Here is a 15,700-nt window from a genome sequence, read left to right on the forward strand (position 1 = left end):
AGAGAAGCATCTTCAATGATATTTTCCGGGAAGTTAAATCAAGCCTCTTTTATAAATTTTAGATTCAAAAAGGAACACCTGAAATAGGAGGAAATGATATTTATCTGGATATCTGATTGTTGTCCTCAATTTTCTATTAGGAAAGATTCACCTACATAGATCTTTTAAATGTTCTTTCAGGTCAAAAATTAGGGCATAGAATGCATCAGTATAAATAGCGCTATTCCCAGGCCACCGGTGGCCTGACTCACAATTTCCGCATAGTTATGCGGGAAAAATAAGAATCCTAAGTAAAAATCAGGCTTCATTTTTATTAAGTCCAAGCACATTCAGATTGTACACTTGTACATTTTTATTGACTCTGCTTCGAAACACTGATTAAATTGGTAATGAAGGGAATATGGTATCGGCTTCATTCACTCTTTTCCTCCAGGCCACCGGTGGCCTGGCATCGAAAAACCGCATAAATAAGCCATATTTCGAGAAAACAGGGAGAAAATTCAAGAATGGCAGTTCAATATCGGGATACTACATTTCAGAACATATTCGATTCCATTCTCACCGCAACCGGGTTCAATGTTTCAGATGCTTATAAAGTCATCCGCGGCAAGGGAGTGAATATCTCTTACGCTGCACTGACCAAATATACCAAATTCACCAGAGTTCCAAGCTTCACGACAGCCAAAAGCATCCTCTCAGCATTCAATTTCACGATCCAGGATGCAGACCTGGCGGATGTCCTGCAGTATTCAAGAGCACAGCTGAAACGCTACGGCTTCAGCGGCACGCAGTATTATCAGCCCCAGCTCCGCCTGAATCCTGCGCGCTTCGGAGAGTTCACCTCAGCCCAGTTCTCAGATCTTCTGGACATAAGAGTACGCAACGGCGGCTACAGCTCGCTGAATGATTACATCTCAAGCCTGATTGAGCAGGACCTTGCAGCAAACCATTACATTTCCGCAAAGGCGGAAGAAGGAGAGCATCATGACAACTAGAGTGATCGCAATCGGAAATCAGAAGGGCGGCGTAGGCAAGACCACCAACAGCCTGAACATCTGCTATTCCCTGGCAAACACCTATGGGAAGAAGACGCTTCTGATTGATTTTGACCCGCAGGGCTCTGCATCGCTGAACCTGGGTCTCGACATCATCGACTCGGATCTCTACACGATCAACAAGGTTCTTGAACCGTATGTGGTCCGTCAGGAACGTCAGCTTACCTGGGACGACATTGCTCCGGCAATCGTCACTCCGACATTTTCTTCCGTGAAGCAGAACGGCATGGAGTGGGTCCCCTATGATGCTCCGTTCGGCTTTGATGTCATTCCTTCGGCCCTGAATCTTTCCGTGGTTGAGATGGAGATGAGCATCATCGGCGGCAAGTATTTCCGTGGCATCATCAAGTCCTCCTACATGCTCGATGTGGTGAACCTGATCAAGGAGCACATGGACTACGACTACATCGTGATCGACACTCCGCCCTCTCTCGGTCCGCTGTCCGTGAACGGAATGGCTGCGGCAAAGGACGGCATCCTGATCAGCACGAACATGGATATCATGGCCTTACGCGGAATCGGTCCGTTCATTGAATCCGCAAAGCAGGCGGCCGGCACCGAGGAAGACCACCGCGGCATCATCGGCATCATTCTCTCGCTCTACAGCGACCGCAGAGTCGTGGACCGCAGCATCGACGACTGGATCAAGAAGTTCCTCCCGATCCCGACGTTCTCCTCTCACATCCCGGACAGTGCTGACGCGAAGAAAGCCAACGTCAACAACCGCCTGTTCGCCCAGGTGTCGAAGAAAGCCAAGACCGCCTATGACGACCTCACGAAGGAGATCATGACGATCGTCGAAGACCCCAATGCCGTGATCGGAAACGCAAAGGAGGCAGCACAGAATGGCGAAGAATAGTTTTTCGGCGCTGAATCAGCTGAGCCGCCAGATTCCGGGAACGCGGAAATATGCCTCCGAGACAACGGAGAAAATGCTCTACGGCAATTCGGACAGACCGGTCAACGAAGTCCCGGAGATGCAGACGGAAGCGATCCGCCTCGACCTGATTAAAGAACGTGAAGAGAACTTCTTCTCAGAGGTTCCGGATGATCAGCTGATCGAGAGCATCCGGCAGTACGGCGTCATCAATCCGCTTGCAGTGACGATGAAGGAAGGGGATAAGACCTACACGATCTCCGCCGGCCACCGCAGATTTGCTGCAATGAAGAAGCTCCATGAGGAGGATCCGGAGAACCCGCTCTACACGACGATCGACTGCCGGGTCTATGTGATCACCGATGACCCGGAGAAGCTGAAGCTCAGACGGGAATACATCACGAAGGAACAGGAGGAGGCGATCTATGAGGAATCCAACCTCCTGACCCGTCAGCTGACCGAGCGTGACGGTGCCCGCAACATGAGATACATCTGCTCGAAGTTCAGTGATAAGGAATATGTTCAGAACATTGCCCGCCAGGCGGAAAAGCGCGGGGAGAAGATCTCTCTTGACCGGGTGAACACCTGGAAGCTTGCCGAGACGGTACTTGCCTCCATGAACATCCAGGGCTGGAAGAAGACGAAGATCAAGTATTACATTGCGGTATACAACGCCGGAAGACAGGATCTTCTGGACCAGATTGAAAACGGAACGCTGTCCGTGAAGAGCGCCTATGAGACGATCAATGAAAAGCGGAAGAATGAGCGCAATGCCGGCCGCAAGTCAAACAAGATTGCTCCGTTCAGAAGGGCATCCAAGGAGTTCTTCCTTGAGGCGGAGAAACGGGAATATTCCGCTGCTGAAGTAAACGAGCTTAAGAAAATCTACGATTCGCTCGGAAAAATCATCGCAAAAAACGAATAACCATCAGAAAAGCAGGGAAGAGTAGCGCAGCCCTGCTTTTTAGTTGCCCACGCCGTGGGCAGAAATGAAATGGTCCCTCTGTTTCAGCAGAGAGAAAAAACGAAAGTTCAGAATCTGGGAAAATGGCCGATTTTGTTCCACGTAGAACAAAAATATATAATACCGTGCATCATTAAACTGTGGTATGATTCTGATGCGGAATTTCTTATGCTTGAGAGTGTATATGTACAGCAGGTGATCGAAGAACAGTTGTTCGGCCAGCAGGAACTCTTCAAGGGAATGTCGAGACCGGTGCTGCGCAGGGATGAGCAGGGCGAATTATGCCTTGCGGTTTTTCTGACGCTCTTTTCACTTCACTCCGTTGAAACCGGAATGTTTGAACGACCTAGATACTTCATTCTGGCGGATATCAGCAATGCGGCAGTGAAGGAGTTCATCGACACAAAATACGATCATGATTTTTCGGATGCATCCGGTGAGCGGGACTACGATCTGCGCAGCCGGGAGGATCCGGTCACCAGGAATTTTTATGATGAGACCTACGCGATCCTGGATGAAGTGCGGAAGAAATATCTTGAGACCGGAGTGTTTGATGGGCGACGCTATCGCGTCTATCTGAAGCGGATCACAGAACACTGCCCGATTGCCTACCGGAGATTCTTCCGGGAGCTCAGCGTCTGAAGGAAAGGAGAAGACGGAACGCATGGAAACCTATGAAGAAAACACGCGGGTCTATTCGATCCCGCTGGATGTGATCCGCGTCCGGAAAGAGAACGGCTACTCGATCGGCGGCATTGACGCACTTGCCGGATCCATCGAGCGGACCGGTCTGATCCATCCGATCATCCTGCAGCCGGAGGGAGAACTGTTCCGCATTGTGGACGGGGAACGGCGCTTTCGGGCAATGAAGGAGCTGCATGATCGCTATGAGAAGAGCTGTGACCGTGTGCGCGCAAAGATCTACAGCACGATCTCAGCAATTGTCCGCGGAGATCTGAGCGAAGAAGAAGAGACCAGGATCTATCGCGACAGCAACGACTACGCCCGCCAGCTGACGAACTTCGAGCGGATCGTGCGGCTGGATCCAGAAGCGATCGACTTACGGGAAGAAAAGTGGCAGGACGAGTACCGCCGGCTCTCAGGGAAAAAGCCGGTAGAGAAGATCCGCCCGTCGCGCAGAGAAGTCTCAAAGCTCATCCACCTGATCCTGCTGGAATCGGAGCCGGAGCTGGACATCTCGGAGAAGACGATCCGGAACTACCTCGCGTTCCTGGACCGGTGCGGGCCAGAGCTTCGAGCAGCGACCGTCATGGGGACTATTGCGGTCCGGGATGCACAGCTTGTCTCCTGGCTGAATGAAGACGAGCAGAGAGATGCGGTGGAAGCGGCCGGGACAGACCAGTTTGAGGACTATGTGCTGGAGGGGAAATATCAGTCCGGCTCAGATTCGAGAAGAAAGAAGCGGCAGAAGAAGACTGCAGGGATGCTGGCGGAGACCTACACGAAGAAGCTGATCCGGCTTGAAGCAGACTATGAGAAGGCTTTAGCCTGCGTGAACGATAAAGAAACGGTGGAGGAAGAAAATCAGCAGAAGCTGGACCATGTGAAACGTATCATGCAGGAAATCAGAGAGCTCATTTAGGAATTTCGAACTTCAGATGGTTTCAGGCAGAGTTAGGCTATTTTGTATGCAGTTGTTAAGGTGCATAAGTATAAAATAAAAGCAAGAAAGGCATCTTGCATTTCAGAAGATTGGAACCATTCTGTTTAATGGAATGGGACTGATTCTGCTGTTTGAAAAATTTGATGATGGACTATGCTTAAGCACCAGAAAACTGAAGAATCAGAAAGAAAACGTTATGACACAAACAGGTAATCAGACAGAAACCATGCTTCGAATGTTTGGGAAGGCACATTCGATTGCAGATGCAAGAAAAGAACGGCAGGCTGAGATTCATGATGTCCTGCGTGCATGTTTTCCTTCAGAGGCACGTATCTTTACGAAAGAAATCATGAATTATCCAAGAGCAATTGAAGAAAGTGAAAAGAGCTTTCAGATGATACGCCTCAGATATGAAGACGATATTCAGGAAATGAATGATCATCTTGCACGGGCAGATAAAAAACGCAGTTATGCCCATAATGCTGCAATTGATGCGGCAGGGCAGTTAAATGCACTTTGTGATCAGCTTGGCATTGATCATCTGTTCTCTTCTGAAATATCAAAAGAGGCAGGAAAGCGCATCCTCATAGGAGAAGAAATGCTTTCCTTTGCTGACAGGATCAGGATGGAAGCATCCGGGAGTCTGAAAGCAAAGAATATTGCAGAATCGGAAGCGTGGATCATGCTGTTTAATTCCAGAAAGCTGGATGTTGTTGAAAGAGCCTGCAAGGATAATGATCTGACGATTGTTTATACGTACTGCGAAAAGCCTGTGGATAAAGATCTTACTGAGGAGATACATGTATTCAATCAGTATTCGGTCGAAAAAACGGGGAAGCCTGTTTATGATGAAACGGTATCTCCTCTTCAAAGCGGGATTGAGGAAATCGATAGATACTTGATCAACAAAGGAAGAACACGATGGTACCAATAACAAAACCGGCAAGTTTTATTTCCGGATCTGAGCTACAAAGAAGAATAAATGATCACGAAGAGCCCTGAATCAGGATATCAGGCATTGGGAAGATGATAAGCAACTCTGAAGCTGCCTGCAGCAAGCCAATAATTCAAGAGCTCTGCTTTTTGGCCGAAGAAAGTGTCTGCCGTATTTGCGTTTTGGGTCTACAAACGAAATGGTTCGGATGCAAGCATATCTTGATTTTTTTTCAAGTGAGTCTATTATGAAGTAGGATAAGGGAACACAATATGGAATACTAAATGCGGAGAGACACGTATAACGTGGGCTTCGCATTTTTTATATAAACTATGCAGGAAAGGAGGCCAGAGCCTTTATGAAAGAAAAAATAACCGCACTTTATGAAAGGTTGTCGAGAGATGACGAGCAGCAAGGCGAGTCGAACAGCATTGTCAACCAGAAGAAATATCTGGAGGACTTCGCAAAGGCTAAGGGTTTCCGTAATATCCGTCATTTTACGGACGATGGATATACCGGAACCAACTTTAACCGCCCTGGCTTCAACGCCTTGCTGGATGAGATCAATGCCGGGAATGTGGCTGTCCTCTGTATAAAGGACATGAGCCGCTTGGGGCGAAATTACCTTCAGGTGGGCTTTTATACGGAAATGCTGTTCCCGGAAAAGGGTGTCAGATTTATCGCTGTGAATAATAGTATTGACAGCGACAATCCGACGGAAAACGAGTTCACCCCTTTCCTGAACATCATGAACGAATGGTATGCCAGGGATACCAGTAAGAAGATCAAAGCTGTATTCAGGAACCGTATGGAGAACGGACTGAGGTGCAGCGGCGCTATTCCTTACGGATACTATCGTAAGCCGGATGATAAACAACAGCTCTACGTGGATGAAGAGGCTGCTGAGGTGATCCGCAGAATCTTCAGAATGGCTGCTGACGCAGTGCCGATCACGAAGATTGCTGAAACACTGACAGCAGAACGAGTGATGAATCCGGCAGCCCATCAGGAGATTGCTTACGGAACCGAGTCACGTAACCATCGATATCAGGATCCTTGTCTCTGGAATAACGGTACTATCATTCGTATCCTGGAGCGTCAGGAATATCTTGGCCATACGGTTCTTGGAAAAACCGTTCAGGAAAATTTCAAAAGCAAGAAACGAAAATGGCTTTCACCAGAGGATTGGCTGATTTTCCCCAATACACATGAGGCAATCATAGATCAGGAAACGTGGGATATGGCCAATAAGCAGCGAAAAAGAGCTCCAAAACGAGTCGCAAACGGCACATTTACACATCGTTTGTCCGGACTTGTCTTCTGTGCTGATTGCGGCGGCAGGATGAGCTTTTCCGCAGCGCCATATGCCAAGATCGTTGCAGGAACCGACAGAGACTCTGAACACAATTATCAGTGCAGCAATTACAGAAACCGATATCACCAATGTTTCAATCACTATATCAAAGCATCCGATCTGGAAGCCGCCATTCTGAAAGCTGTACAAGCCGTGTCAGAGCATGTTCTGGAAAATGAGGATGGTTTTGTGGATCAGCTGATGGAACAATGGGACCTGAAGCAGCAACAGTCTTCTGCCGATGACAAGAAAGAACTCGCTGAGGCCAAAAAAAGATTAAAAGAACTTGATGATCTGATCCAGGGTCTCTTCGAGAGCCAGGTTAAGGGCACGCTGCCGGAAAGGCAGGCACAAAGGCTCATATCTCAATATGATGGGGAACAATTACAGCTCGAGAGCCGTATTTCTGAGCTGGAAAAGCCGGATGAGATTATAGCTCCCAAGAAGGCCGATATTAACCGATTCATAGCTCTTGTTCGAAAATATCAGCATATCACCGAGCTGACTGACGCTATGCTGTATGAGTTTATAGATAAGGTCGTTGTTCATGCGCCGACCGGAGGGATGGGAAGATACCGTCAGCAACAGATCGACATCTACTTCAGCTTTATTGGAAACTATACGCCGGCCGGCGCAGTTATTTCAGAGGAAGAAAGAATCGCTCAGATAGATGCGATCTATGAAGAAAAGAAGAAAGCCAAGAATCAAAGGCAGAAAAAGCGAGCGAAAGAAAGGCAGGCATCCCTGAAGAAAAAAGCCAAGACTGATCCTGAGGCTGCCACCGAATATGAGGCTTATCTAGAGCGCCGCCGGGAAGCCGGGAAAAAACGCCGTGAAGCAGAAAAGGCCAAGAAAGAGGCAGATCCGGCATATCATGCTCAGTTAGCTGAAAAAGCAGTCAAGAAGGCCGCCCGCGAGAAATTGGCATATCTTCGAAAGATAACTATTGCCGAGCTTGAAGAACTGGCACAATCGGACCCGGAAGCTGCAGAAGTGCTTCAGACCAGAAGACAAAAAACAGCTGAAAAGAACAGGAAGGTTATTGAACGCCGTGAAGCCAGGATGGCTGTGGATCCTGAATATGCAGCAGAGGTTAGAGCAAAACAACAAGCTTCCTATAAGAAGCATCAGGTTCAGCAGAAAGCCAAAAGAGATGCTCTGATTGAAAGAGCCAAAACCGATCCGGAGGCTGCAGCTGAACTGGAGGCCAGGCGTGCAAAAGACCGCGCCAGTCAGAACAAAAGAAACGCTGAAAAACGTGCCAGAGCCGCCGTTGACCCGGAATATGCAGCTGAACGTGAAGCGTTCCTTCGAGAAAAGGCCAAGAAAGACTATGCCAGTCATAAGGCAAAGATGGATGACCTGAAAGCCCGCGCCGATACGGATTCCGAAGCTGCTGCAGCGATTGAAGCGGAGAAAGCTGCCGTATCTGCCAAGAATCGAAGATACCGTGAAAATCTGAAAGAACAGGCCAAGACAGATCCGGTCGCTGCGCAGAAAATCGTTAACCGCAGGATCCGCAAAAACGAGCTTGCAAGGAAAGCGACTGCTGAAGCCAGGACAAAGACCATGGAGGCCGGAAAGGAGCTTGTAAATGCGTCTGCTTAGAATCATAGGAAAGGTACTGGCCTTCCCGGTCATGCTGGTCGTAACGGTTATCCAGTGGCTGTTCGTCTTTCTGATCAGCTTCTCATCGATCATCTTCTATCTGCTGGCAGGACTCTTCCTGCTGGTTGCGGTCCTGTCACTCATCTTTGGAGTTGCAACATGGCCGGAGGCACTCAGAGCCGTCCTGGCTGGATTCATTGTCTTTATGATCCCAGTTATCGGCCAGGGCATCATCGCGATAATTGCCGTGTTTCGGGAAGGGTTATCTGATTTAATCAGGTCTTGAACCGCAAAACTGAATACGAACTGTGTCCATCGATACAGAATGCCAAAGCCGCCCCTCTATTGCAGAAGGACGGCTTTTCACTTGGAAAAATGAAGGGAGAAACCAAAATGGCAAAGCAGCGCCTAAACAAGTACGAAAGAGAAACCATACTGCTGACATCCGAAGGTGATGACACCTGGGATATCTACACATTCAATTCCGAGCTGAAGAACAGACTACGCAAATTTGCGACTCAGCACCCAGATCTCTGCGAACGGAAGGAAGAGAACAAGGAATTGGGCAGCGTGTCCTATACCATCCAGAAATCGCGAGTCTCAATCCGTCTGATAGCACCGTATAGTGAGGCCAGGAGGAAGGCGGCCAGTGAGTATGCGAAAAAGCATAGCACGATCGGCAAAATTCAACAAGGAGAACTTGCTAAATCGCAAGATTCGTGATATGATGGAGGTGTTGAAAAGAGGTTTGCTTTCTGGAAAGTGGAGATATCTATGAGACACATCAGCTATATGCCCTTATGGCACACACTTCTGAATAAAAACATGAAAAAAGAGGATCTTAGGATCGCTGCCGGGCTGACAACGAATATGATTGCCAATATGGGTAAGAACAAAGGTATCAGCATGGAGACATTGGAGAAAATTTGTGATGCCCTTCAATGCGATATCACGGATGTCATTGAGTTGACAGAAAATCCATCAAAAACTGAGGAGTAAGATTTGCCAGACACTGTCTGGCAAATTCGAGAAAGGATTTTGTATATGGACAACGAAGTAATGATTCCAAAGGACCTGATTGGACAAATCAGAGAAATCATGAATACAGCTCGGTACAATGTTGCACGTGAAGTCAATAATGAGCAGATTTTGGCATATTGGAATATTGGCCGAGTTATTATTGAACATGAACAGGACAATAGTGAACGTGCGGAATATGGAAAGCAGACACTTAAGCAGCTCTCCAGAGTACTAACCAAGGAGTTCGGCAAAGGTTTTTCAAGGTCAAATCTCCAGAATATGCGTGCGTTCTATCTTGCATATCCAAACTGCCAGACACTGTCTGGCAAATTGAGTTGGTCGCATTACTGTGAGCTTCTTATTATCTCTGATCCTGATCGCCGCAGCTTCTATGAGAAAGAATGTGAACGCTCCGGGTGGTCTGTCAGGGAAATGAAGCGTCAGATTGCCACTTCTCTCTTTGAGAGGTTATTGCTCTCGGATGGTAAGGCGAATAAAGAGAAGGTCTATGAACTCGCAACCAAAGGTCAAGAACTGGCGGTTCCGGAGGATATTGTAAAAGATCCGTATGTCTTCGAGTTCTTGGGCATTCCAGAGAGCAAGCCGGTTCTGGAAAGCGATCTTGAAAAGGCACTTGTCAGACAGATTGAAGATTTCATGTTGGAACTTGGCAGAGGTTTCATGTTCGTAGGAACGCAGCAGCGCGTCACGCTGAATAATACGCATTACTATGTGGACATGGTCTTCTACAACAAGGAGTTGCACGCATATGTCCTGATCGAACTCAAGACAGTGAAGCTGATGCCGGAGGCCGTCGGTCAGCTCAATATGTATCTGAACTACTATGCAGCGGAAGTGAATGAGCCGGGAGACAACCCGCCGATCGGAATCATTCTTTGTACCGACAAGGATAATGTAAGTGCAGAGTACGCTCTCGGTGGCCTTTCTAACAACATTTTCGCTTCGACCTACACCTATGTGATCCCAGAAAAGGAGAAGCTGATAGCTCAGGTTGAGGCCGTACTGGAAAAGTGGGAAGACAAAGAAGAATAACAGATTCCGGACTGTAAGCGGACTGTAAAATGGACTGTAAAACAGAATAATTGAAATGTGATAAGAGCGTCGGCGTTATTGTCGGCGCTTTCACTAATTTTGAGGATGACCGAAATGACGGAGATGTGCCGTTGCTTCGGTCATTTTTGCGTTAATGAGAAAACGAGGAGGCACTATGGATAACAAGATTTACGGATATGTAAGAGTATCCAGCACGGATCAGAATGAGGATCGACAGATGATAGCGCTGAACAAAGTGAATGTTCCGGCAAGGAACATCTATATGGATAAGCTCTCTGGAAAAGACTTCAACAGGCCGCAGTACAAAAAAATGGTTAGAAAACTGAAGCCGGGAGATCTGCTCTATATCCTCAGCATCGACCGTCTGGGCCGCAACTATGAGGAGATCCAGAATCAATGGCGTATCCTGACAAAAGAAATCGGGATAGACATCTGCGTGCTGGATATGCCCCTTCTGGACACCAGAAACGGCAAGGATCTGATGGGGACCTTCATAGCGGATCTGGTACTACAGATCTTATCATTTGTGGCACAGTCAGAACGTGAGAACATCAAGAAACGTCAGCAGGAAGGGATCGCGGCGGCGAAGGCAAAAGGCGTGAAGTTTGGCAGACCGCCGCGTCCTCTTCCGGAGAACTTCCATGAAGTGCATCAGGCCTGGCGTAATAAAAAAATAACACTCCGTCAGGCTGCTAAAGCCTGTGGAATGCCTGAAGGAACCTTCTATGGAAAGGCCAGAAAATTTGAAAACTCCTGTTAAAGAAAACCCGTTAATAATTTGGAAAAGTGTACTTTTGCGAAATGAGTGTTCGCCTAAAGACACATATTTATTATAGCAGAAGAAGCTTGCAAATTCAATATGATTCTTGTGATTTCACAATAAAAATTTGCGGTTGTCACCGACGATTCAAAAGTACACTTTCCAAAATCGAAGGGAGGACAGTCGGTGGAGATAGCCAGTATCATAAAATACGAGGGAGACAACTCCACATTCATCTGGAAGCATCCAAAAGAGGATTTCAACACAAGCACACAGCTGATTGTTCACGAATCCCAAGAGGCTGTTTTCTTCATGAATGGTCAGGCACTGGATCTATTTGGCCCAGGTAGATATACGTTAGAAACGGAAAACATCCCTCTTCTACGCAGAATCACGAACATTCCAACAAACGGACAGACTCCATTCCACTGCGAAGTTTATTTTATTAACAAGACTGAGCAGATGGCTATACGCTGGGGAACCGACAGCAAGGTTCAGTATATGGAACCCACTTATGGCTTTCCGATCGCAATAGGTGCGAGTGGTGAGATGGCTTTGAGTGTCGGAGATTCCAGAAAACTGTTAGTCAAGCTCGTGGGGACAGAAACAATCCTTGGTCAAGCACAGTTAACTCAGTTTTTCAGAGCATTCTTGATGACAAGAGTCAAGACCTATATGGCTCAGACGATGAAGACTGATGCCATCAGTATCTTTGAGGTAGATGCAAAATTAACAGAATTCTCTGAGAGTCTTCATCAGAAACTGATTCCGGACTTTGCTGAGTACGGTGTTAATCTTGATCGTTTCCTGGTGACTACAATCGTAAAACCTGAAGGTGATCCGCAGTACGAGAAGTTTAAGGATCTTCACTTCAGGCAGTATGCTGATATTATGGATGCAAAACTGCGACAGCAGGTTGGTGTAATAGATCAGCAGACAGCCTCTCAAAGAATGGTCATAGAAGCGCAGGGAATTGCAAAGAAGCGTCAAATTGAGGGTTACACCTATCAACAGGAGCGCGGCTTTGATGTTGCTGAGAAAGTTGCCGAAAACGAAGCGGTTGGTCAGTTTACCAATATGGGTGTCGGCCTTGGGACGATGGCTGGTGTAGGTGGCGCGGTCGGTGGCCTAGTCGGCGGCGCTATTGGAGATGCACTTGGTACTGCAAATCACGATGTACAAGGCTCAGGGTCTCAGGCGAACAGATTCTGTGATCAATGTGGCGCGGAGGTCACGCCAGGTGCACTTTTCTGTGACAACTGTGGCGCGCCATTAGGATCTCCTGATACTTGCACTAATTGTGGTTTTAAGTTTATAAAACCCGGAAAGTTCTGCCCGAAATGTGGCGCAAAACGTGAGGTGTGAGTATGAAGAAACGTTCTGGATATTTGATACTTGCAATCATTTTGGTTGTATTTGCGGTAGTTGCCTTCGTAGCTCCATTTGAAAAAACGCCTGTTTTTTGGGTGTCATTTGTGTTTGGCCTTTTGGCTATCTGTTTCCAGATACCTCTTTGGAACAAAGCATTGAGTGGCGAGACACTAAAAAGCAAATTCTTAGGCTTCCCGGTGCTGCATATTGGAATTGCATACATGATTATTCAACTAATTGTCTCAATAATCATGATGGCTGTTCCGGGGATACCGCTATGGATTGCTATCATCGTTGATGTGGTTATCCTGGCAATCAGCTGTGCTCTAGTTACTTCCGGTGGTGTTGCAAGAACCGCCATAGAAGAAACAGAAGGAAAGATACAAGCTAAGACTTCTTTTATCAAAAGCTTGAAAGCAGATGTTGACATCCTTCTCTCAAAAGAAACTGATTCCGAAGTAAGGGATGAATTAAGAAAGCTTTCGGATGAAATCCGATTTAGCGATCCTATGAGCAACAATGCTTTAGACAATATTGAGGCAGAAATCTCCGACAAATTGATATCTGTTTCTGCAGCCGGAGAAAACAAAAAGAACGTGATATCTGAAATTAGTGGTCTTATCAAACAACGAAATATCAAGTGCAAGGCGCTTAAGTAAACACAGGGAGGAAATGTAATGAAACAGTTAACTTGCGAAATGTGCGGGAGCACAGACCTGGTCAAACAGGACGGAATGTACGTGTGCCAGAGCTGCGGTACTAAGTACTCAGTCGAAGAAGCCAAGAAGATGATGATTGAGGGGACCGTGGATGTATCTGGCAGTACAGTCAAGGTTGATAACTCTGCATCGATCGCGAACTACTATAAAATGGCTGAAAGCGCCTATGAATCTAGTAACCAGAAGGAAGCCGAAAACTATTGCAATAAAATCATCGAGATTGACCCCAACAATTATAAGGCTTGGCTACTAAAAGGAAAGGCAGCAGGATGGCAGTCCACATTGGCCAATATTAGAATTGAAGAGTCTGTCAATTGTTTTACAAAAGCGGTTGACAATGCCCCGGAAGACGATAAGGATAGAGTTAAAAAAGAAGCTTCTCAGGAGATCGAAAGTCTTTCTACAGCATTGATGACGATGTGCTGTAATAACTTTGCGAAGTTTGCCTCTGAAGACAACGCAGCCTCTATTTTAAATAATTTGAGACTCACACAGCTATACAGTTTAGTGCTTTTGGCAAAGTGTGGTGTTTCCGCGGATGGTTTTAAAACGAATATTGCAACACGTATTAATAATGCCGCTATGGATGCGTGGAACAACAACATTTATTCAGATTATATGGGCTCTGATGGTCACCCAAGTAAGTATGCATGGGAAAGGTATATACAGCAAGGTGATTATGTCCTTACCCTGTTGCAAACAGCAATTGATTTATGCGATGACGATGATGAGTCTGATGTGATTAGATATAAAAATATGATTGGTGTTCAAAATAAGCTCATCAATTCATGGTCATATCATTACGGTGATGCTGGCTGGAGTAAGGAGTACTCACTTACAGATGCGGCAAAGCAGAGCAGAACAGATAAAATTATGGAGTGGCATGGCAAGATAAAGGAAATTGACCCTAGCTATGAAATCCCTTCTAGACCAGTTCCTCAAAGTAATGGTTGCTATGTTGCAACAGCTGTATACGGCTCTTATGATTGCCCGCAGGTATGGACACTTCGTCGTTACCGTGATTTCACATTAGCAGAGACTTGGTATGGCCGCGCATTTATTCGCACTTACTATGCCATCAGCCCGACTTTGGTTAGATGGTTTGGTCATACAGAGTGGTTTAAAAAAATGTGGAAGGGTAAGCTGGATCGTATGGTTGCCAACCTCAATGCAGAAGGTGTCCAGGATACTCCTTACGAGGACAGAATCTGGTAATAGAAAAAATGGATGGGCCGTTTATTTCGGCCCATTCATAGTATTGAGGAATATGCTAGATGAAAGACATTTTTTCATACAATATCGATTTGTCTCGAAATGCTTACCTGAATTGGAGAACGGACAAGGTTGATCAGGCACATAATCTTTATGTTTTAGCCTCCGATTATGCCGATGGTGCGGTTTCTTTGGTGAATGTTATCCTTGAAGATAATCGTGATAAGAAAGCGGATGCATTGATAATGCCGATAATGTATTGCATAGATCAGTCGATTGAGGTCTATTTGAAAGCTATTATCCGTAGAATTGAAATGATTACTGGGGATGTACGGTCAAATTTCAAAACTCATGATATAAAAGAGCTATACAATGCATTGAAGGGGCATATCAAAAAAAAAGAAGTAAAGACAAGTGGCTTGCAGAAGCACCTTCTTCCGCTTTCTACATTCATTGATGAGTTATATTCAAAAATACAAACAACAGGTGAAAACGGGAAAGATTCTTTAGGAATTGATTTTGCAAGATACCCTATCAAGGCTGATGGCACACCACATTTTTATATTACTGCGGATGAAAATATCGTAATAGACATAGAAAACTTGGGAAGACGTTTTATAGAGATCCGAAGCTGTCTTGAATCGCTCTATTTGATGTACGATGCTGAGGAAGATGCTCTTCCGGATCAGCAGATATAACAGCAAACAGCAAAAGCATATATCTGAGCATACTAAAGGCTCTCGACCGTAAAAAGTCGGGAGCTTTTAGTATGCCCAGAAACCAAGAAGGAGGTGATCACATGGCACGCAAAAAGACACTTGAAGAGCTGCAAGCTGAACGCGAGAAGGCCGAGCAGGATCTGCGGATGCGTCAGGAAAACCTGAAGAAGCTGAAACAGAAGGAAGCTGAGCTGACCCGCAGCCAGCGCACTCACCGTCTCTGCACCCACGGAGCTATGCTGGAGCAGTATATTTCTCCGGACGAGTTTACGGACGAGCAGATCGACAGGATCCTGAAGGCTGTCTTCAGACGGTCCGAGACCATCGAGATGCTTAAAAGCGTGAAGCGACAGACCGAAGGCCAGAGCGAAACGTACTAAGTCCCTTACTGTGTAAGGGCGCAATTATA

Annotated in this window: 17 protein-coding genes; all 17 read left to right on the forward strand. The window is 46.5% G+C overall.

Annotated elements, in window-relative coordinates:
• Positions 1-506: 506 nt before the first annotated feature.
• The 17 genes from C7E00_RS15620 to C7E00_RS15700 all read left to right on the forward strand — a co-directional run bounded on the left by C7E00_RS15620 (position 507) and on the right by C7E00_RS15700 (position 15,671).
• Positions 507-995 carry a hypothetical protein gene (locus tag C7E00_RS15620; protein WP_105305234.1) on the forward strand — a complete coding sequence of 163 codons (489 nt, stop codon included), beginning with the start codon at positions 507-509 and terminating at the stop codon, positions 993-995.
• Complete coding sequence (locus C7E00_RS15625) at positions 985-1,914, forward strand: ParA family protein (RefSeq protein WP_105305235.1); 930 nt, start codon at positions 985-987, stop codon at positions 1,912-1,914. Before C7E00_RS15620 ends, C7E00_RS15625 begins: the two co-directional genes overlap by 11 nt.
• Positions 1,901-2,857, forward strand: a complete 957-nt coding sequence (locus C7E00_RS15630) for a ParB N-terminal domain-containing protein (protein ID WP_105305236.1) — start codon at positions 1,901-1,903, stop codon at positions 2,855-2,857. Before C7E00_RS15625 ends, C7E00_RS15630 begins: the two co-directional genes overlap by 14 nt.
• A gap of 207 nt (positions 2,858-3,064) precedes the next feature.
• On the forward strand, positions 3,065-3,538 hold the full coding sequence (locus C7E00_RS15635) for a hypothetical protein (RefSeq protein WP_135358267.1): 474 nt from the start codon (positions 3,065-3,067) through the stop codon (positions 3,536-3,538).
• Positions 3,539-3,560: 22 nt separating this feature from the next.
• The gene (locus C7E00_RS15640; RefSeq protein ID WP_105305238.1) at positions 3,561-4,499 is read left to right on the forward strand and encodes a ParB/RepB/Spo0J family partition protein; all 939 of its coding nucleotides are present in this window, start codon (positions 3,561-3,563) and stop codon (positions 4,497-4,499) included.
• A 217-nt stretch (positions 4,500-4,716) separates the two neighbouring features.
• Entirely contained in the window at positions 4,717-5,454 is a 738-nt protein-coding gene (locus tag C7E00_RS15645; RefSeq protein WP_135358268.1) for a DUF3232 domain-containing protein, read from the forward strand.
• Positions 5,455-5,812: 358 nt separating this feature from the next.
• Positions 5,813-8,416, forward strand: coding sequence for a recombinase family protein (locus tag C7E00_RS15650; RefSeq protein WP_105305240.1), 2,604 nt, complete (start codon positions 5,813-5,815; stop codon positions 8,414-8,416).
• Positions 8,403-8,702, forward strand: coding sequence for a hypothetical protein (locus tag C7E00_RS15655; protein ID WP_105305241.1), 300 nt, complete (start codon positions 8,403-8,405; stop codon positions 8,700-8,702). The genes C7E00_RS15650 and C7E00_RS15655 overlap by 14 nt, the downstream gene beginning before the upstream one ends.
• A 107-nt stretch (positions 8,703-8,809) precedes the next feature.
• Positions 8,810-9,139: a molecular chaperone gene (locus C7E00_RS15660; RefSeq protein WP_105305294.1), complete on the forward strand. Its 330-nt coding sequence runs from the start codon at positions 8,810-8,812 to the stop codon at positions 9,137-9,139.
• A 51-nt stretch (positions 9,140-9,190) separates the two neighbouring features.
• The gene (locus tag C7E00_RS15665; RefSeq protein ID WP_105305242.1) at positions 9,191-9,415 is read left to right on the forward strand and encodes a helix-turn-helix domain-containing protein; all 225 of its coding nucleotides are present in this window, start codon (positions 9,191-9,193) and stop codon (positions 9,413-9,415) included.
• Between the two features lie 45 nt (positions 9,416-9,460).
• Positions 9,461-10,489, forward strand: coding sequence for a PDDEXK nuclease domain-containing protein (locus C7E00_RS15670; protein WP_105305243.1), 1,029 nt, complete (start codon positions 9,461-9,463; stop codon positions 10,487-10,489).
• A gap of 175 nt (positions 10,490-10,664) precedes the next feature.
• Complete coding sequence (locus C7E00_RS15675) at positions 10,665-11,270, forward strand: recombinase family protein (protein WP_105305244.1); 606 nt, start codon at positions 10,665-10,667, stop codon at positions 11,268-11,270.
• Positions 11,271-11,456: 186 nt separating this feature from the next.
• Positions 11,457-12,635, forward strand: coding sequence for an SPFH domain-containing protein (locus tag C7E00_RS15680; RefSeq protein WP_105305245.1), 1,179 nt, complete (start codon positions 11,457-11,459; stop codon positions 12,633-12,635).
• A 2-nt stretch (positions 12,636-12,637) separates the two neighbouring features.
• Positions 12,638-13,300 carry a hypothetical protein gene (locus tag C7E00_RS15685; protein ID WP_105305246.1) on the forward strand — a complete coding sequence of 221 codons (663 nt, stop codon included), beginning with the start codon at positions 12,638-12,640 and terminating at the stop codon, positions 13,298-13,300.
• An 18-nt stretch (positions 13,301-13,318) separates the two neighbouring features.
• On the forward strand, positions 13,319-14,575 hold the full coding sequence (locus C7E00_RS15690; protein WP_105305247.1) for a TFIIB-type zinc finger domain-containing protein: 1,257 nt from the start codon (positions 13,319-13,321) through the stop codon (positions 14,573-14,575).
• 59 nt (positions 14,576-14,634) lie between these two features.
• Complete coding sequence (locus C7E00_RS15695) at positions 14,635-15,270, forward strand: HEPN domain-containing protein (protein WP_105305248.1); 636 nt, start codon at positions 14,635-14,637, stop codon at positions 15,268-15,270.
• Positions 15,271-15,371: 101 nt separating this feature from the next.
• Positions 15,372-15,671, forward strand: a complete 300-nt coding sequence (locus tag C7E00_RS15700; protein WP_167836650.1) for a DUF3847 domain-containing protein — start codon at positions 15,372-15,374, stop codon at positions 15,669-15,671.
• The last annotated feature ends 29 nt before the right edge of the window (positions 15,672-15,700 follow it).

The organism is Anaerolactibacter massiliensis (assembly GCF_900290205.1).
Classification (GTDB): Bacteria; Bacillota_I; Bacilli_A; order Erysipelotrichales; family Erysipelotrichaceae; genus Bulleidia; species Bulleidia intestinalis.